This window comes from Pectobacterium sp. PL64, from assembly GCF_022477975.1.
Lineage (GTDB): Bacteria > Pseudomonadota > Gammaproteobacteria > Enterobacterales > Enterobacteriaceae > Pectobacterium > Pectobacterium jejuense.
Genome location: NZ_CP092070.1, coordinates 4,124,261 through 4,142,804, shown reverse-complemented (window position 1 = coordinate 4,142,804; position 18,544 = coordinate 4,124,261). Strand labels below are relative to the sequence as shown.

Here is an 18,544-nt window from a genome sequence, read left to right as displayed (position 1 = left end):
GCGCGCTATCCGAGGGGATCTGTGCGTGAATGCGGTGTTATGGCGTCAGCCCGGATGTTCTCGGGGGTGACGCCGATGATTGGGTGAATTAACGAATGGGCAGACCGTAGAGCAAACCGCCTTTCGTCCAGAGATTATTCAGGTCGCGCTCTAGCGGTGCTGGGGTATCTGGCCCGAAGTGGCGGTTATAAATATCGCCGTAATTCCCGACCTGCTTAATCACGTTGTAAGCCCACTGGTTATTCAATCCCAGTTTCTGACCGTAATCGCCAGTGACCCCAAGCAGCGCCTGTATATCCGTGTCTGTCGACTTAAGCTTGCTGTCCACGTTCTGTTGACCGATTGCCATCTCTTCCGCGTTAAACGTGGCATAAACCACCCATTTCACAATGTCGTACCACTGGTCGTCACCCTGACGAACCGCCATCGCCAGCGGCTCTTTTGAGTAAATCCCCGGCAGAATCACATGGTCGGACGGTTTTTCCGCATCAAAGGTGCGCACGCCGGGCAGGGCGACTTTATCGCGGGCAATGACGTCACAGCGTCCAGACAGGTAGGCCGCGACATACTCTTTATTGTTCTCGATAACCACCGGGGTGTAATGCAGGTTGCGTGAGGCAAAAATCTGCGCGACGTTACGTTCGGTGCTGCTACCCGGTGTGATGCAGACGGTCGCGCCGTCCAGATCTTCCACCTTTTTCACGTTGGCGCTGGTACGCACCATGAAGCCCGTACCGGTATAGAAGGTCGGCGGTGCGAAGTTCAGCCCCAGCGACGTATCGCGAGACAAATCAGCGGTGATATTGCGTGACAGCACGTCCACTTCACCAGACTGAATCGCGGGGAAGCGCTGTGCGGTAGAAAGGGCGGCAAAGCGTACTTTGCTCGCATCGCCAAAAACAGCGGCAGCTAACGCGCGGCAATAATCGACGTCCAGCCCGGTCCACTGTCCTTTGCTATCAATCGCGGAAAAGCCGTGGCGCGCCGGGTGCACGCCGCACACCAGTTCACCGCGTGCTTTGATCTTTTTGAGCGTTTCGCCATTTCCTGCATCAGCGGCATTAGCGTGTGCGACGGGCAGTAGAAGCCCCCCTAAAGTCAGCGCTGTGGCGGTCGTCAACGAGAGTAGTTTTCTCAGCATAAGTATCCTCAGAATGATTGGTGTTGTTTTAATTTGTTGTAATTAATGATTTTTATTATGGCGCGTTCTTTTGTATACAAATGTTCTCAATGTTGCATCTAAATGGCAAATAGCATATTTCTCTATCTAAATCTGAATATTGGATATAGCCATTTTGGGGATAACATGAAGGGGAAAAGAGAACTGCGCCTCGCACGGTAAGCAAGGCACAGAAGGGAGAGATTAGCGGGCGAGCAGGCCTTGTACGCCTTGCCACATGAGCTGGGCGCTGAGAACTAACATGGTGAGGCGAAACGTGGTGCGGAAAAGTTTTTCGGGCAGATTATCCAGCAGGCGTGTGCCCAGCCAGGTGCCTAATACGCCGCTGACAATCATCGCAGCCAGCATCGGCAGCCAATCGTGATAGGCAAACCCCATCATCCCAAATGCCAGTATCTTCAGGCCGTGTTGTAACACCATGCAGAGCGCATGCGTGGCGATAAGCGGCCGTTTGGTGACCCCTTGAGAACTGATAAGCCCGGCGACCATTGGACCCGTTGCGCCGACAATCATGGTGCCGAGGCTGGGTGAGCGCACCGCCGAGAATGAAGAACAATCGATTAACCGGTTTTGGCGCGGTGCGTTTACGGAAAACCGACCACAGAATGAAACTGGCCAGCGCAATTTTTGCCACGCTGTCTGGGATCCAAACGACGACGGGCGCGCCCAGTGCGATGCCGATGACGCTGCCGATAAAAAACCACAGCGCCAATGGCCAGACGATATACAAACGCTGAATCAGGCTGCGGCTGAGGTTGGAGCCTAGTTGTACGATGCCGTGTACCGGCAGCAGGCTGCTGACTGGCATCCCGATGCCCATGATCGCAAGCAAGGTGACGCCGCCGCCCAGCCCCAGCGCGGCCGTTAGCGCTGACGTCAAAAAACTGCAAAAAATCAGGATACCGGCAAAGAGCGGTGAGATGTCGGGTGGAACAAGATCTAGCATGGTGGAACCCATCGCGTGGTAGAGCAAATGATAATGCCTGATACGATTAAGGCGTATCAAGCATCCTTCCTACTGTTAACGATAATCGTCGCGTAACAGGCGTTGGTATAACGCCAGCGCCTCGGTGCGCGGCAACGTCTGACTGGCGCAGTCGATAAATTTCTCCGCAATCAGATTATCCGGCAGGGGGTTCTCTGCGCTGGAGCCTCGCGCGCCTGCCACGCGACGGTGATAGGTGTGGCCGTCACGAGTGATTAGCGTAACGTGCGCCGTGTGTGTGGTAGGTTCGTCATGACAGATGAGCTCAACGCGTGCCATCAGCGACTGCGTAGTTGGGTCGTGTAGTGCTGCATCGTCAATAAAATCGTCCAGCGTCAGCTTTCCCTGTACCCAGGCTCGGGCAATACAGTAGTGCAGGCTGAATTTCCCCGCCAGCGGCGTATCCGGCGTCGGGATGTTGATGTGCGGGAAGCGAATAGGGTGGATGGCAATCTGAATGTGTTCCAGCGATTCTGGGGACAGCTCGGTTTCCTCGCGTAGCGTCAGCAGGCCGTCCAGCGGTGCCAGAATGGCGTAGCAGCAGGGGAAATATTTAAAATTATTCCCCTTTACGGGATCCAGAATATGAGACGGTGCGGACCAGATCTCGGTTAGCGGCGTGGTGTCGACGTTTTCGGCTGCACGGTTGTAGACGTTGAAATACCCGTGGTGATGTTCAAACGCGGTATCCCCTGCGCTGTATCCCTGACGCGCCAATAATACCGCCATGACGGCGCTGCGGTTGGCGTGGCCGACTGCCAGCGATTTCGTCTGACTGCCGAAGTTGGATTTGATGCCGGAGGCGAGTGACGCCGTGATTGCAAAGGCGGTCGCCGTTTCTTCTTCACTAAGCTTCAGCAGCACCGCGCAGGCTGCCACGCCCGCGAAAATGCCGACGGACGTTGTGGGGTGCCAGCCGTTGCGATATTGAAAAGGGCTGACGGCTTTGCCCATGCGTACCGCTGTTTCATAACCACACAAATAGGCATGCAGGATCGCTTCTCCGTTGGCTTCCTGCTCGTCTGCCAGCGCCAGCAAGGCAGGGAGTACAGCAACGGAAATATGCCCGTGCAGCCAGGAGTTGGAGTCGTCGAAATCAAGTAAATGTGCGGATGTGCCGTTCAGCAACGCCGCATCCAGCGCGTTAAGTTTGAGATCGGTACCGAAAATACGGCTCTTTCCCACGGCAGCCGAGGGAGCTATCACCTCCCTGAGTTTTTGCGCCCCGTCCTGAATTCCCCCGGCGAGCGTGACGCCCAGCGTGTCAATCACAGCGGTTCGTGCGTGTGCCAATACGTCGGCAGGGAACGTCTGGCGAGAAAATTCCAGCAGATTATGGGCAAGCTGGCGGGCAATGGTCATAAAAGTATCCTGTCGTTATCGTGAAATTTTTTATATCGAATCGTTTATGTCGAACGGCAACGTGTTAGCCCGCTAATAGCTCGGTGAGTGCAGCGAGTGAACCCGGCTGCTCAAAGTGAAAAGCTGCCTGATAGAGTCGATCGCTACGGGCTGCTCCTAACACGGGAATAGTCAGGGCGTCGAACTTGGCACGCAGCTCGGCGTCGGTCAGTGGGTTTTGCGGATGGCCGCGATAAACATCGGTTTCCGCATGCAGTGTTTCGCCATCTTCCAGTTCGATATCGATAAACGCGGAACTGGCCGATTGTCCCTCGACTGCATCGATTTGTAGGCGTGACAGCAACTGGCGTGCAGCAGGGTCGTCAACGGTTTGCTGCGTGAAATCGGTATCGTTGAGGCGATAGCCGCTCAATGCCAGCGCAATGCAGTGCGGAATACTGAATTTGCTCTCCAGCGGGGTTTGCGGGTTGGCGATCCCCGCGTTCACCATCCCCATCGGATGGACTTTGGCATGAATACGGGCGATGGCACGTCCTTTCAACTGCGGGTAGAGCTTAAGTGCCGTTTCGATTGATGCATGGGTTCCCCGACAGCTGGCATACAGCTTGTAGCCATTACCCAGTAGCTCCCAACTGTCGCCAAAATCGAGCGGCGGGATAACGGCACTGCCGTCCTGCACAAAGGTTTTTACCCAGCCATCGGTTTCATAAAAGTGATGGGCGGCGATAAAACCTTCCTCAGCCAGTTCTGCTGCCGTGATGCCGTCCATTGCCGCTTTGCCAGCATGAAACGGTTTGCCATGCGTACCGGATGATTTCTGCAATCCTCCCATCATGGTTGCGGCCGCCCCCAACGCATTGGCAATGGTGTTGGGTTCCAGACGCAGAATGGAAGCGGCAACGGCTGCTGCCCCTGCACGCCCGACAATCGACGTTGGGTGAAAGCCTCGACGTTGCAGGCTGCGACCTACGCCAGGCACCCAGCCGCCCCCCAGTCTGGCCATGACTTCAAATCCGGTGATGAATGCGATAAGCGTCGTGCGTTCGTCCGCACCGTAATGCTGTGCTATTGCCAACGCGGTTGACCAGCAAGGGCCGCTAGGGTGCCCCGCACCAGCCGGATGCGTATCGTCATAATCGGCCGCATGAGACAGCGTGCCGTTGATTAGTGCCGCCAGCGCCGGTGTGGTTTTCGCACCAAGAATGATTTGCGCCTTCCCCTGAGCCTGCCAGCGTTGCGCCACGCGTTGAACCGCGCTGGCCGCATCGTCTCCTGTCGCACCAATGGAGACGCCCAGGTAGTCAATGAGCGCCCGTTTGGCTTCGTGCCAGACGGCATCGGGGATCGTCATTGTGGGCGCGGTGTGAATAAACTGGCTGAGCGCGTTGCCGCGAGGAAACGTCGGGGTGGCAGACATCGTAGGAGCTCCTTAAGCAAAAACGCGAGGAGATTGGCAGTACACCGAACGGTGCTAAGATTCGCGTTTTGTATTGTTGAATGCATTTGTATACAGTGTTTGACGAAAAGCATATGCAATCGCCCATTCAGTGACAAAGACGCTTTTTCGCTAAGCTAAGTACAAAATATGCGATGCGATATCTTGCTAAAGGCAGGGCGTCGGGCAAACTTGAATTTTTCTCAATGCATGACGATCCGTAACGTGAAGGTGCGAACCGCTATAAAAGGCGAGGTGTTTGTCCATCTGCACGCGGCCTTATTCCGACCGTCACACGATATATCAAGGGACTATGAACTTAACACTTAACGACAAAGCGCCGGCACTGTCGCCGTTCGAGATATTGATTAACGCGATAGAGAAAGGCGAGCTGCTGCCTGGTGAACGTTTGCAGGAAACACGGTTAGCGAAGCAGTTTGGATTGAGCCGAACGCCGATTCGTGAGGCGCTGCACCGTCTGGAAGCGTTGGGGCTGGTGGAGCCGGGTCCACAGCGTGGACTGATGATCGCGCAGATCAGCTATGAGCGACTGCGTCAGCTTTTTGCCGTGCGTGAAGGGTTAGAACGGCTGGCGATGGAGCTTGCTGTCGCCTCTGCGTCGGCAGAAGAACTAGAACTGCTGCAGGATATGGTCGACGTGGAGAAGACCCTCACCGACAGCCGACAGCTGCACGATCATAATCGGCTTTTTCATCGCCAGATTTACCGGTCGACTCATAATCCGTATCTGAATGAGATGCTGGAAAACCTGCGTATTCATCTGTCGCTACTGCGCGGAACCACCTATGAATCGACGGAACGTACCGAAGAGGCGCGGCGTGAACATCAGGCCATTGTGGAAGCGCTAGTGCGGCGTGATAAGGATGCGGCACAAGAGGCTGCTTGCCAGCATATTCGTAACGGCTATCGTGCCCGACTAAGCATGTTAAATCAGCAGCTTTGATAGGGTTGTCGGAAAAACACGACACTCTAGGGGTTCTGCTGTCGCAGAAAAGAGACATTTAATACATTGATTATTAATGATTAATATTTTACGCGACAAATTCGTCTCTGAATGGCGACAGGTTTTGTGAGCGCGATCTCGTTTTCGTCGCCTATCGTGTCTTGGCTTCCCTTCCGGCGGATAAATAAAAATAGTATTTGTTATTAGTGTTTTATCAATGATTAATGAGGTTGCGATAATAAAATTATGCATGTTGGCATAATTTATGCTTAAATAAGCGGGTAGATGCTCATTCCACCTTCTATGCTTGCTTCGGCTTCATAATCCTGGGAATGACGCAGAGCCAATTTGAGGTGCCTATCGTCCAACTCCAGATGAAGATGCAAATCTCCATCGGGCCTTCCGGACATAACGTTGAGTGAGGCACCATTCTGTTGTCTGACAGACCTGATATTTTCAACGCTTACCGTTTATCGGTAAGCGTTTTTTTTCGTCTGAGGAAAATGTTCGGTAACTGCCTTCTGTCGCGCTATGCAGGACGGGTCACACAAAAGAATAAGGCTCCAAAAGGAGCCTTATGAAAGGAGTAGCGTAGCGATTAGTCGGTAGGCTGCTGTAGCGTGAGCAACAGCCCTTCGCGTCGCATTTGGGCCGCTTCATCCGGCAGACGTAACCGATCGAGTGCGTCAGCACGCCAGGCATAATCATAAGCGTCTGGGCGTAATTCCAGTGCTGTGCGGAAAGCATCGCTGGCCTGCTGCCATTCGCCGTGTTTCATCAGCAATTGGCCTAACGTGCTGCTCAACAGCGGTGTTGCCCCCTGCTGCTTGATGTACTGGTGCAGCACTTTTTCCAGCTGTTCTGGATTACCAGCTTTGAGGCGTGGCATGAGCAGGATCAAGCGTTCGTCATACTGGCGTTTGAGACCGTCGAGAATGATCTTCTGAGCGGTATCATGATCGTCACACTCGATCAGATGCTCAGCCATCGCGACCTGAAGCGGGATCTCATGGCGTACTTTGCGGCTCTGATTATTCCACCATGACTTCAATCCTTCGCTGCCGCCATCCGCCATTGCCTGATTCATCAGACCGATATAGGCCTGCTGCTGTAGATCCAGCAAACGTTCTTCAGGGTACAGATTGATCTTGCGCATCGCAGGCAGAATATCCAGCAGTGCGCTATAGGCGTGAGTACGCAGGAAAGCCTGCTCCGCTAAACGCAGCACCTCAGGGTGGCGGGGTGCGACCTCCAGCAGTTTGTCCACGCCGTGACGTGCTGCATGATCTTCATTACGCGCTAGCTGAATACGCACGCGCGTAATATCCACCGGAAGCTGATCGGTATCTGCAACCTCGGCGGCACGCTCCAGATATTGCTTGGTGCGGAATTCGTCGCCGCGTTGCTGAGCGGCTTCGGCTGCCAGCAGGTAGTTAACCACGGGCTGCTCGGCATGATCGGCATTGCGCGTCAGCAGCTTCTCTACCTGTAAATAATCTCCCTCGGCCAGCTTGAGCAGCGCGGCTTTGGTCTGTTTTCTGGCGCGGGTGCGTTTGCGGCCGAGGAACCAGCCGCGCGTGCGGGACCCGGTACGAAAGATCCGGCGGAGCACCCATTCCACCGCCAAAAAGGCGAGAAAGAACAGTATCAGCATGATGACCAGACCGGTCACGCTGGTTTGAATGTCGTAGTTATCCGTTTGGATCAGGACGTAGCCTTGGTGACCCGCGACGATCGGGCCGATCACGATGCCGGCGATCAGGATCAGGAACAGCAATAAGACTTTTAGCATGCTCATTCCCCTTGCTGTGTGGCTGGCGCGGGTGCCTGAGCCAGTAGGTTACGAACGCGCGTTTGCATCAGTTTTTCCAACAGCGCCTGACTTTGTAGCTCCGTTGGGACATCCAGTGAAACCGACTGCTGGCTTAAAGCATCAAGCTGATCTAAAAAGGCCTGCGTCGTGGGGTCGGTGGTATCGAAGTAGGCGCGAACCCAGGTTGCTGCCGTTTCCAGCGACTGTTTGTACACTTCATTCTGGTGGCGAGGAATCGCCTGTGCGGCAACCAGCAGACGTGAGCGGATATTCTCGCGCAGATACACATCCTGATTCGGTGCCAGCAGCGGTTCGGCGGCGCTGTCGCGGCGGCGAATGGTGATAAAATCAGCCAGGAAATTGTGCCAGCTCTTGCTCAGATTTTGTCGCCACTCGCTCAAGGAAGCGGACAGCTCTGTGCTGTTGGCGTCCATCGGCGCTTCATCGGTGTTGTTGTCGGCGAGCTGTAAGTTATCCAACTGATCGGTGAGCTGATTTACCTTCAGGATAATGCCGTCAAAATCGACCTGGCTGACGCCTGCCAGCGCACCGATGTCGCTGGTCAGCGCGCGGCGGATTTCTATCAGGCTGGGATCGTTCATTTCTGCCAGACTAGCGTCCGCGCTTTTCAGCAACGCGCCTGCGGTGGTGACGTCTTTGTCGCTCCACAGCTTACGCCCCGCCAGTTTCACCAGAAAATCGGCCTGAGCGATCAGCCAGGTATTGGTGTCATGGCTGGACAGTGCCGCCAGCTTATCGCGCAGCTCGTCTGATTGACGCGTTAGCGCCTCAAGACGCTGTGCGGCAGTCTCCTGCGCTTTGCTTTGCTGCTGTTGAGCGTCCAGCCACTGCTGCTGCTCTTGCTTATGCTGCTGCTGCAATGTGTTGAACTGTGCTTCCAGACGTTGAAGCGCGGCAGTTTCTTTCTGCGCCTGCTGGTGGCCGTGGTAATACAAGCCCGCGCCTATGGCCAGCGCAATCACAATCGCGATCGCCCCGAGCACGGCACCGCTACGTTTGGGCTGCGGTGCGGGATCCTGCTGCGGATGCGCGGGTTCAACCCGTTCAGCAACCTCGTCGGATGGAGCTGTGGGGGTATTGTGTTCCGTCATAATGGTACATCCCATGATCAGGTTTATTGTAGTGCGCGCACGAGCGCATCGTTATCGGCGTTATCAGCCACTCGGATATCACGCCAGCCAAGCTGACGAGCCTGTTCTGCCAGCCGTTCGCTGACGACGATCAGCTGGCAGCCGAGTAACCAGGAAGCCCGATAGTAATCAGGTACTAAAGTATAGATCCGTTGTAGCATTTCTCCGCTGGTGATCACCAGTTTGTCGATGCCTATTTGTTGCCAATGGCGGCTTTGCTCTAGCCCGTCATAGTGAACGTCTCTGCGCTGATAACATTCACAGTAGGTCACCTGTGCGCCGCGTTCGGTTAGCGTTTCTCCCAGCAGTTCCCTGCCGCCGTTGCCGCGCAGCAATAATGCGCGCTTACCCGAAACATCTTGCAGGTCAGGCAGTTGCAGGAGTGTTTCGCTGGTTTCGCGCTCAGGCGGATAGGTTACCGGGTGTGCGCTGATTTTATGCAGCGCCAGCGCGGTGGTACGGCCGATGGCGTAATACGCGAGATGGGCAGGCCAGCTAATGCCCGTGCGTGCCAGCATCGGATCGGCGTAATGAATGGCGTGTTGTGAGAGCGCAAACACCAAATCGTCGGCGCGCAGTGCCTGTAATAGTGAAGGCAGGCTGGCGAGTTCTCGTCCGGGTGAAAACTCGATCAGCGGGCTGTGCCAGGCGTTATAGCCGAGCTTTCTTAAACGGGTCACCAGTTGTTCGCCAGTTGGTGACGGACGGGTAACCAGAATCGTCATGATGAGCTTGACCCTTGATAAACGGCTTGAAGGATGGCGCTGGCTCCTTTTGCTAACAGCTCTTCAGCCAGTGCAATGCCGAGTTGTTCGGCATCGGAGACGCTTCCTTTACGTTCACCGACGATCATTTGGCTGCCGTCCGGCGCGCCAACCAGCGCACGTAGCCACAGCGTATCGCCTTCCAGTTCTGCGTAGCTGCCAATCGGTACCTGACAGCCGCCTTCAAGGCGTACATTCATGGCGCGTTCAGCCCGTACGCGAGCTGCGGTAGCAGGGTGATTGAGTGGGGCAAGGAGTTGGCGGACATGTTCGTCATCCAAACGGCATTCGATGCCGATAGCACCTTGTCCGACGGCAGGCAGAGACTCTTCCGGGCTTAACGCACAGCGGATGCGCTCTTCAAGGCCAAGACGTTTCAGGCCTGCGACCGCCAGAATAATCGCGTCATACTCACCGTTATCCAGTTTTGACAGGCGAGTGCCGACATTGCCGCGCAAATCTCGAATCACCAGATCGGGACGTCGGGCGCGCAGCTGGCACTGGCGGCGCAGGCTGGAGGTGCCGACACAGCTGCCTTGCGGCAATTGATCGAGGCTGTCGTAATGATTGGAAACAAAAGCGTCGCGCGGGTCGTCGCGTTCGCAAATGGTGGTCAGGCCAAGGCCCTCTGGGAATTCGACGGGCACATCTTTCATGGAGTGGACGGCAATATCGGCGCGCCCTTCAAGCAGCGCCAATTCCAGTTCTTTAACAAACAATCCTTTACCGCCGACCTTTGCCAATGGCGTATCGAGGATGATGTCGCCGCGGGTTACCATCGGCACCAGCTCCACGTGTAAATCCGGGTAGAGGTGGTTCAGACACTGCTGAACATATCGTGCTTGCCACAGGGCGAGCGGGCTTTGTCGGGTGGCAATTCTAATAATATTGGCTAACATGCTTGATACCGTTTTTATCATTTTCCGCCATCGTATCATTGATGGTGCGTTGGTGTCAGGTTGTGGGCATTAGCGGTGCGCCTTTTAAAACGGTCTGAAATTCGGGTGCCGCAAGTCGAGTAAAAGAAGCCGTGCTGATGCAGTCGGGTAGGTAAATTCGTAATAAAGCAAGATAGATAAGTCTAACTTTCTTTACTTTCTTTACGCCCATTCAGCAAGGTGTTAAATTGATCACGTTTCCAGCAATAATTCGCTAAACATTCTTCTAATTTCATCATGCGGATTTGGAACACGGGGTTTTTCTAGGCACTGGGATAAATCAGGCGAAACGTCTTGTACTTCTACATCGAGACTTTGAAGCAAAGACTGGATGCGATCAACCAACTGCGTGTTGACCGTGCTCTGGGAGCAATGAAACCCGCTTTTCAGCAGGTTTACAGTCTTCTGCCCATTTTATTACATCATCATCACCCGTTGATGCCCGGCTACCTTGAAGGCAAGGTGCCTCACGGTATCTGCACTCACACGCCTGATGAAAAGCAGCAACAGTACCTTGATGGCATCGCGTTGCGCTGGGGTCAGTTTGACTGTTCTCATCCGCAGGGTGAACTGCCGATCACGGGCATCTATTCAATGGGAAGCACGTCGTCTATCGGGCAGAGCTGTAGCTCCGATCTCGATATCTGGGTGTGCCACCAATCCTGGCTGGATAGCGAAGAACGCCAACTCCTACAGAAGAAATGTACGCTGCTTGAGCAGTGGGCTGCGGCGCAGGGCGCTGAGGTGAGCTTCTTCCTGATGGATGAAAGCCGTTTCCGCCACAATGAAAGCGGTAGCCTGAGCGGTGAAGACTGCGGCACCATGCAGCACATTCTATTACTCGACGAATTCTACCGTACCGCCGTGCGTATGGCGGGTAAACGTATTCTGTGGAATATGGTGCCGGTCGAAGAAGAATCTCACTACGACGAATATGTGCTGTCGCTGTACTCGCAAGGGGCACTGGCGCCGAACGAGTGGATGGATTTAGGCGGCTTGAGCACGCTGTCGGCGGAAGAGTATTTCGGCGCGAGTCTCTGGCAGCTCTATAAAAGTATCGACTCCCCTTATAAAGCCGTACTGAAGACGCTGCTGTTGGAAGCCTATTCCTGGGAATACCCGGACACCAGCCTGCTGTCGACCGAAATTAAAAAACGTCTGCATGACGGCGAGATCGTCTCTTTCGGTCTTGATCCTTACTGCATGATGTTGGATCGCGTGACGCACTATCTGACGGCGATCAACGATCCCACGCGCCTCGATCTGGCGCGTCGATGTTTCTACTTAAAAGTCTGTGAAAAACTCTCCAGAGAAAAAGCCTGTGTCGGCTGGCGTCGCCAGATTCTGAGCCAGCTGGTGCAAGAATGGGGATGGAGCGACGAGCATCTGGCTATGCTGGATAACCGCGCTAACTGGAAAATCGAACAGGTACGCGAAGCACATAATGAGCTGTTGGATGCGATGATGCAGACTTATCGCAACCTGATTCGTTTCGCCCGCCGCAATAATCTGAGCGTCAGCGCCAGCCCGCAGGATATCGGTGTGTTGACCCGTAAACTGTACGCTGCGTTTGAAGCGCTGCCGGGTAAAGTTACCCTGCTGAACCCACAAATTTCGCCCGATTTGTCGGAGCCGAATTTAACCTTTATCTATGTTCCTGCGGGTCGCGCGAACCGTTCTGGCTGGTACCTGTACAATCAGGCACCGTCGATGGATGCGATCATCAGCCACCAACCGCTGGAATATAACCGCTATCTGAACAAGCTGGTGGCATGGGCATATTTTAATGGCCTGCTGACACCAAGCACGCGCCTGTACATTAAAGGCAACGAACTGTGCGACATCACGCGCCTGCAAGCGCTGGTGGACGACGTAGCCAGCCACTTCCCGCTGCGCCTGCCTGCCCCCACGCCGAAGGCGCTGTACAGCCCGTGTGAAATTCGTCATCTGGCGATTATCGTCAATCTGGAACACGATCCGACGGCGGCCTTCCGCAATCAGGTGGTGCATTTCGATTTCCGTCATCTGGATGTCTTTAGCTTCGGCCAGCAGCAGCAGTGTCTGGTCGGCAGTATCGACCTGCTGTATCGCAACTCGTGGAACGAAGTCCGTACGCTGCATTTCAGCGGCGAACAGGCGGTGTTGGAAGCGCTGAAGACCATTCTGGGCAAAATGCATCAGGATGCGGCGCTGCCGGAATCGCTGGAAGTCTTCTGCTACAGCCAGCACCTGCGCGGGCTGATTCGTACCCGCGTGCAGCAACTGGTGTCCGAATGCATTGAGCTGCGCCTGACCAGTACGCGTCAGCAGGAGCCAGGGCGCTTCAAAGCGGTGAAAGTGGCGGGTCAAACCTGGGGCTTGTTCTTCGAACGGCTGAGTGTATCTGTGCAGAAGCTGGAAAATGCGGTCGAGTTTTATGGCGCGATTTCCAACAACAAACTGCAAGGCCAGCCAGTTCAGGTTGAAACCAACCATGTACATTTACCGCCGGTAGTCGATGGCGTCGCCAGCGAAGGGATCATCCAGTTCTTCTTTGAAGATCTGACAGAAAATCAGGGCTTTAATATCTATATTCTGGATGAATCGAATCGCGTTGAGGTGTATCACCATTGTGAAGGCAGTAAAGAAGAGCTGGTGCGCGATGTCAGCCGCTTCTATTCGTCCTCGCACGATCGCTTTACCTACGGCTCCAGCTTTATCAATTTCAACCTGCCGCAGTTCTACCAAATCGTACAGCTGGACGGCCGCACGCAGGTGATCCCGTTCCGCAGCAGCGCGCTTTCTCATCTGTGCATTACGCCCGTAGTGGATGATGAGGTGATGACGATGAAGCAGCGGCTACAGATTCTATAACGTTCTGACACTCGGCTTTCCGCGTATTCAGAAAGGGATGTACTGATGGATTCGTTGCAACGCCGAAACCTGATACTGCTGGCGCTCGGACAAGGGCTGACCGGCAGTATTATTTCCCTGATGACGCTGTGTTCTACGCTGGTTGGCGTATTGATGACGCCGGTTCCACTGTTGACCACGCTACCGATTACTGCAACGGTGTGCGGTGCGGCGCTCATGATCTACACCGTTTCGTCGCTGATGACAAAATATGGCAGGCGCAATGCGTTTATCATCGGCACGCTGCTGGGGCTGGTAGGCGCGCTTTTGGCGGCGCTGGCGATTCTGCTACACAGCTTCTCCCTCTTTGTGTTTTCGACATTTATTCTGGGGATGTCCTGCGCCTTCAATCAGTATTATCGATTCGCCGCGGCTGAGATATTTACCGACAATCAGCAGAAAAATCGTGCGATTTCATGGGTGATCAGCGGCGGTATCCTCGGCGGTTTTCTTGGCCCGTTCGCGGCCAGCCAGTCTTCTCAGGTTTGGGCGTCGTATCCGTTTCTCGGCAGCTTTATCGCAGCGGGCTGCATCTGTGTTGTCACGTCTCTGCTGTTGCTTGGCCTGAAACTGCCTCCAATATCCGTTGCCACGGCCAGCACTCAGCGTAGTGAACCGCTGGCGTCAATCCTGAAAAGCCGGGCGTTTGTATTGGGAACGGCAAGCTGTTCCGTCGGGTTTGTGGTGATGACGTTATTAATGAACTCCGTGCCGCTGGCGATGCACCAGCACCACTTTTCCGTCAGCCACAGCGCGACGGTGTTGCAATGGCATTTTGTAGCCATGTATGCGCCCGCGCTGCTGTTAGTGCTGCTGGCGAAGCGACTGACGCCGATTCAGGTCGTGGTGATTGGCATGGTGTGTAATGTCGTCGGTGTAGCGGTCGCGCTGAGCGGTTTGACGTTCTGGCACTTCCTCTTTGCGCTGATGCTGTTCGGCGTCGGGTGGGCGTTTATGTTCAACGGCGGGACATTCATGCTGAACGCGTTTACCCATTCAGTGCATAAATCCCGTTTGCAGGGGATTAACTCGCTGGTGATTTACGTGCCTAACGCGCTGGCTTCGTTGTCTGCCGGTAGCCTGATGGCGCTAACCAGCGGCTGGCCGCTGGTCAATATGGTGGGTATCGGCATGCTGTTGTTGCTGGTTCTGGGGCTGATCATTCTGGGACGGCGCTGATGTGTGGCGCGCCGTGAGGCTGTTGAAAAGACGGTTACCCGAAGTGAACGGTTTCCCCGGCCTGATCCGAGCAGGCTGCTGACAGCAGCGCGATAAAATCTTCACCGCTGCGATCGCATACCCAGCGTTCCGCTTGACGGTTGAAGTGGTAACCGCCCGTTTTGGTCGCCAGCCAGATTTGGTGCAGCGGTTCCTGCCGATTGATCACGATTTTGCTGCCGTTCTCAAAACTCAGCGTCATCACGCCGCCGTTAGTTTCGTAATCAATGTCGGCATCACCCTCAAACCGATCCAGCGTTTCTTCCAACTGAAGCATGAGTTCGTCGGCTAATTGGTGGAACTCGCTATCGTTCATTTTCGATTCCTATTGATTTTCATGATCCACCTGCGATTATAGAGAGCATACGAGTATTAATGACAGGTCTTAACGTGATGAAGAACGTATTTCGCCAGTTTTTTCTGGTGTTAGCCGCAGTGAGTTTATTCGGCTGTGGTCTGAAAGGGCCGCTTTATATGCCTGCTGATGGCAAATCCGGTGCGTCAAACGACTCAGCAAAATGAGAATCAGCCGCCGCAAAAGAAAACGTCAATGCGTCCTTAATGCGTGACGACAGTAATAAATAACAGGTCACGCGCCCGGTTAAGCAAGCGGGGGAGTCAGGATAATGCAGTTCGCTAAGATGCACGGGTTAGGCAACGATTTCATGGTTGTTGATGCCGTTACGCAAAACGTTTATTTTTCACCCGAATTGATTCGCCGTTTGGCGGATCGACACTGTGGTGTAGGGTTCGACCAATTGCTGGTCGTCGAGCCGCCCTACGATCCTGAACTGGATTTTCATTACCGCATTTTTAACGCGGATGGCAGCGAAGTGGCGCAGTGCGGCAATGGCGCGCGCTGCTTTGCTCGTTTTGTGCGCCTGAAGGGGCTGACCAACAAGCGTGATATCGCCGTCAGTACGCAGACTGGCCGGATGGTGCTGTCGGTGACCGATGACGAACTGGTGCGCGTCAATATGGGCGAACCCAATTTCGAGCCGCAACAGGTGCCTTTCCGCGCGGTCAAAGCGGAGAAAACCTACATCATGCGTGCCGACGAACACACGGTGCTGTGTGGCGTGGTGTCGATGGGCAACCCGCACTGTGTGATTCAGGTTGAGGATGTGGACACGGCGAAGGTGGAAACGCTGGGGCCGCTGCTGGAAAGCCACGAGCGTTTTCCCGAGCGTGCCAACATCGGTTTTATGCAAGTGGTTGATAGCCACACGGTCCGTCTGCGGGTGTACGAACGCGGTGCGGGAGAAACGCAGGCGTGCGGTAGCGGCGCGTGTGCTGCTGTGGCGGTAGGGATCCAGCAGGGATTATTGTCCGCGAACGTTCGCGTATCTCTGCCGGGCGGGGAGTTGGATATCCAGTGGGATGGGCCGGGACATCCGTTATTCATGACCGGGCCTGCAACGCATGTCTACGATGGATTTATTCATTTATGAAGAATGTCGAGGAACAGGCAGAGCGCGAGATCGCACTCAGTGACGAGATGGTTTTGCAGTTCCTGCAACAGAATCCCGATTTTTTTATCCGCAATGCGCGTCCCGTCGAGCAGATGCGCATTCCTCACCCCGTCAGGGGAACCGTGTCGCTGGTGGAATGGCAGCTAGCACGTCAGCGTAACCACATTACTCAGCTTGAGGAAGAAATCACGCTGTTGATGGAACAGGCGGGGGCGAACGAAGTGCTGTTCAATCGCCTGCTTGGGTTACAAACTGAATTGGCGTCGGCGGATAGCCTGACTGACATGTTGGATCGCTTGCAGCGCTGGGCGCGTCAGCTTGGTCTGGCGGGCGCAACGGTGCGCCTGTTCAGCGATAAATGGCGCCTTGGCGCGCCTTCTGGTTTTACCCACCTTGGGCTCAACCGCTCCACCTTTGAGCCGCTGCGCATTCAGCGCTTCGGACAACATAACCACTATCTTGGCAGTCTGAACGGGCCGGAGCTGTTGCTTCTGCTGCCGCAGGCCAGACAGGTTGGGTCGGTCGCGCTATCTCTGATGGGAAATCATCACGATTTGGGCGTGCTGATTTTCAGCAGTCGCGACAGCCACCATTATCAGGATGGCATGGGAACCGTGCTGCTTCAGCAAATGGCCATGATGCTGCCAGCGATGCTGGCGCGCTGGGTTGAGCGGGTATGAGCCGGCAGCCTGCGCCAGCGGAGGCCCCTTCCTCTTCGCCGTTACAAGCAGATGTCGATGCGTTCCTGCGCTATCTGAAAGTAGAGCGTCAGCTAAGCCCGCTGACGCAGACCAGCTATTTACATCAACTGTCCGCGGTTATCACGATACTCTCCGCGGCGGGGGTGGCTGACTGGCGCAAGCTGGACGCCTCTGGCGTGCGTTCCGTGGTGTCCCGCAGTAAGCGCGATGGGCTACATTCCAGCAGTCTGGCGCTACGTTTATCGGCATTGCGCAGTTTTCTCGACTGGATGGTGTCACGCGAGGTGCTGGCGGCGAACCCCGCTAAAGGGGTATCCACGCCGCGAGCTGGGCGTCCACTACCCAAGAATATGGATGTGGATGAGACGAATCGCCTGCTGGAGATCGATTTGGACGATCCCCTTGCGGTGCGCGACCGTACGATGCTGGAAGTGATGTACGGCGCGGGGCTGCGTCTGGCTGAGCTGGTCGGCATGGATTATCAGCATATTGATTTGGCCAGCGGTGAAATTTGGGTCATGGGGAAAGGCAGTAAAGAGCGCAAATTGCCGATAGGAAAAACGGCGGTAACCTGGCTGGAACGCTGGCTGGCGCTGCGCGAGTTGTTTGGCCCGCAGGATGATGCCGTGTTTATCTCCAATCAGGGGCGACGCATTTCGATGCGCAACGTGCAGAAGCGTTTTGCCGAATGGGGGATTAAGCAGGGCGTGAATAGCCATGTCCATCCGCATAAGCTGCGCCACTCCTTTGCGACGCACATGCTGGAATCCAGCGGTGATTTACGAGCGGTACAAGAGTTGCTTGGCCACGCTAACCTGACTACGACGCAGATTTACACCCATCTTGATTTTCAACATTTAGCCTCCGTGTACGATGCCGCGCATCCACGCGCCAAACGAGGGAAACCCTGATGCATTTTTACCGATCTCTTGGCCCGATCCGGGCGATCACGTTCGATCTGGATGACACGCTGTACGATAACGCGGACGTCATTCGGCGCACGGGGCAAGAGTCAATCCACTTTCTACAACAGTACCATCCGGCGCTTCGTGATTTTCAGGCCGATGACTTTCAGAACTTACGCCAGACCTTGCTTGAACGCGAACCGGACATCTATCACGACGTGACCGAATGGCGTCGCCGTGCGGCTGAACTGGCGATGTTAGAGCGTGGCCTGAGTGCGGCAGAGGCGAAGGATGGCGCAAAAGCGGCAATGGAAAACTTTGCCCACTGGCGTAGCCAAATTACGATTACCGAAGAAACGCACCAGACGTTGGCGGCGTTAGCCGAGAAAGTGCCGCTGGCCGCCATCACCAACGGTAACGCTGAGCCGCACCGCTTTGGCCTCGATCGCTATTTTTCGTTTATCCTGCGCGCTGGCCCGCACGGTCGCGCTAAACCGTTTGATGACATGTACCATCTGGCGGCGCAAAAGCTCAATTTGCCTGTGCATGAGATTCTGCACGTCGGTGACGATCTCACGACCGATGTGGCGGGGTCGATCCGCTGCGGTATGCAGGCCTGCTGGATTAACCTGCGTGAAGGCAGCCTGACGCAGATTGGCGACGCCCGACTACTGCCGCATATCGAAATTTCGCGGTTGGCATCGCTGTCGGCATTGCTATAATCACGGCATTAATCTGTATAAATCACCAGTGGAAACGTCCTC

At 55.0% G+C, this 18,544-nt stretch carries 16 protein-coding genes and 1 pseudogene; 8 read left to right on the top strand and 9 right to left on the bottom strand.

The window, feature by feature from the left end:
• Positions 1 to 88: 88 nt before the first annotated feature.
• The 4 genes and pseudogenes from HP572_RS18625 to HP572_RS18610 form a co-directional block, all read right to left on the bottom strand.
• Complete coding sequence (locus HP572_RS18625; RefSeq protein ID WP_240583995.1) at positions 89 to 1,141, bottom strand: amino acid ABC transporter substrate-binding protein; 1,053 nt, start codon at positions 1,139 to 1,141, stop codon at positions 89 to 91.
• Positions 1,142 to 1,363: 222 nt separating this feature from the next.
• Positions 1,364 to 2,126, bottom strand: a pseudogene (locus HP572_RS18620) (sulfite exporter TauE/SafE family protein).
• A 75-nt stretch (positions 2,127 to 2,201) separates the two neighbouring features.
• On the bottom strand, positions 2,202 to 3,527 hold the full coding sequence (locus HP572_RS18615) for an MmgE/PrpD family protein (protein ID WP_240583994.1): 1,326 nt from the start codon (positions 3,525 to 3,527) through the stop codon (positions 2,202 to 2,204).
• Positions 3,528 to 3,591: 64 nt separating this feature from the next.
• Positions 3,592 to 4,944, bottom strand: a complete 1,353-nt coding sequence (locus HP572_RS18610) for an MmgE/PrpD family protein (protein ID WP_240583993.1) — start codon at positions 4,942 to 4,944, stop codon at positions 3,592 to 3,594.
• A 331-nt stretch (positions 4,945 to 5,275) separates the two neighbouring features.
• Between HP572_RS18610 and HP572_RS18605 the strand changes: the two genes are divergently transcribed.
• Positions 5,276 to 5,926 (top strand): GntR family transcriptional regulator, encoded by a 651-nt coding sequence (locus HP572_RS18605; protein ID WP_240583992.1) that lies wholly within the window; start codon positions 5,276 to 5,278, stop codon positions 5,924 to 5,926.
• Positions 5,927 to 6,524: 598 nt separating this feature from the next.
• Here the strand turns inward: HP572_RS18605 and hemY are convergent.
• Genes hemY through hemC form a run of 4 tightly spaced genes read right to left on the bottom strand, consistent with a single transcriptional unit; the run spans position 6,525 to position 10,553 of the window.
• On the bottom strand, positions 6,525 to 7,718 hold the full coding sequence (hemY, locus tag HP572_RS18600; protein WP_240583991.1) for a protoheme IX biogenesis protein HemY: 1,194 nt from the start codon (positions 7,716 to 7,718) through the stop codon (positions 6,525 to 6,527).
• Between the two features lie 2 nt (positions 7,719 to 7,720).
• Entirely contained in the window at positions 7,721 to 8,851 is a 1,131-nt protein-coding gene (gene hemX, locus HP572_RS18595) for a uroporphyrinogen-III C-methyltransferase (protein ID WP_205552217.1), read from the bottom strand.
• 23 nt (positions 8,852 to 8,874) lie between these two features.
• Complete coding sequence (gene hemD, locus HP572_RS18590; protein WP_240583990.1) at positions 8,875 to 9,615, bottom strand: uroporphyrinogen-III synthase; 741 nt, start codon at positions 9,613 to 9,615, stop codon at positions 8,875 to 8,877.
• Complete coding sequence (gene hemC / locus HP572_RS18585) at positions 9,612 to 10,553, bottom strand: hydroxymethylbilane synthase (protein ID WP_240583989.1); 942 nt, start codon at positions 10,551 to 10,553, stop codon at positions 9,612 to 9,614. The genes hemD and hemC overlap by 4 nt, the downstream gene beginning before the upstream one ends.
• Before the next feature lie 333 nt (positions 10,554 to 10,886).
• Between hemC and HP572_RS18580 the strand changes: the two genes are divergently transcribed.
• Both HP572_RS18580 and HP572_RS18575 read left to right on the top strand, forming a co-directional pair.
• A complete protein-coding gene (locus tag HP572_RS18580; RefSeq protein ID WP_205552212.1) occupies positions 10,887 to 13,445 on the top strand; it encodes a class I adenylate cyclase in 2,559 nt (852 codons plus the stop codon).
• Positions 13,446 to 13,490: 45 nt separating this feature from the next.
• Positions 13,491 to 14,663 (top strand): MFS transporter, encoded by a 1,173-nt coding sequence (locus HP572_RS18575; protein WP_240583988.1) that lies wholly within the window; start codon positions 13,491 to 13,493, stop codon positions 14,661 to 14,663.
• A gap of 34 nt (positions 14,664 to 14,697) precedes the next feature.
• Here HP572_RS18575 and cyaY read toward each other — a convergent pair whose 3' ends face one another.
• Complete coding sequence (gene cyaY, locus HP572_RS18570; RefSeq protein WP_010284924.1) at positions 14,698 to 15,018, bottom strand: iron donor protein CyaY; 321 nt, start codon at positions 15,016 to 15,018, stop codon at positions 14,698 to 14,700.
• Positions 15,019 to 15,077: 59 nt separating this feature from the next.
• Between cyaY and HP572_RS23030 the strand changes: the two genes are divergently transcribed.
• The 5 genes from HP572_RS23030 (at position 15,078) to yigB (ending at position 18,502) form a co-directional block, all read left to right on the top strand.
• Entirely contained in the window at positions 15,078 to 15,224 is a 147-nt protein-coding gene (locus HP572_RS23030; protein WP_371745286.1) for a lipoprotein, read from the top strand.
• Positions 15,225 to 15,328: 104 nt separating this feature from the next.
• Complete coding sequence (gene dapF, locus HP572_RS18560) at positions 15,329 to 16,153, top strand: diaminopimelate epimerase (protein WP_014916928.1); 825 nt, start codon at positions 15,329 to 15,331, stop codon at positions 16,151 to 16,153.
• Complete coding sequence (locus HP572_RS18555; protein WP_039546718.1) at positions 16,150 to 16,854, top strand: DUF484 domain-containing protein; 705 nt, start codon at positions 16,150 to 16,152, stop codon at positions 16,852 to 16,854. Before dapF ends, HP572_RS18555 begins: the two co-directional genes overlap by 4 nt.
• Positions 16,851 to 17,786, top strand: a complete 936-nt coding sequence (xerC, locus tag HP572_RS18550; protein ID WP_240583987.1) for a tyrosine recombinase XerC — start codon at positions 16,851 to 16,853, stop codon at positions 17,784 to 17,786. The genes HP572_RS18555 and xerC overlap by 4 nt, the downstream gene beginning before the upstream one ends.
• Entirely contained in the window at positions 17,786 to 18,502 is a 717-nt protein-coding gene (gene yigB, locus HP572_RS18545; protein ID WP_039504631.1) for a 5-amino-6-(5-phospho-D-ribitylamino)uracil phosphatase YigB, read from the top strand. Before xerC ends, yigB begins: the two co-directional genes overlap by 1 nt.
• Positions 18,503 to 18,544 lie beyond the last annotated feature (42 nt).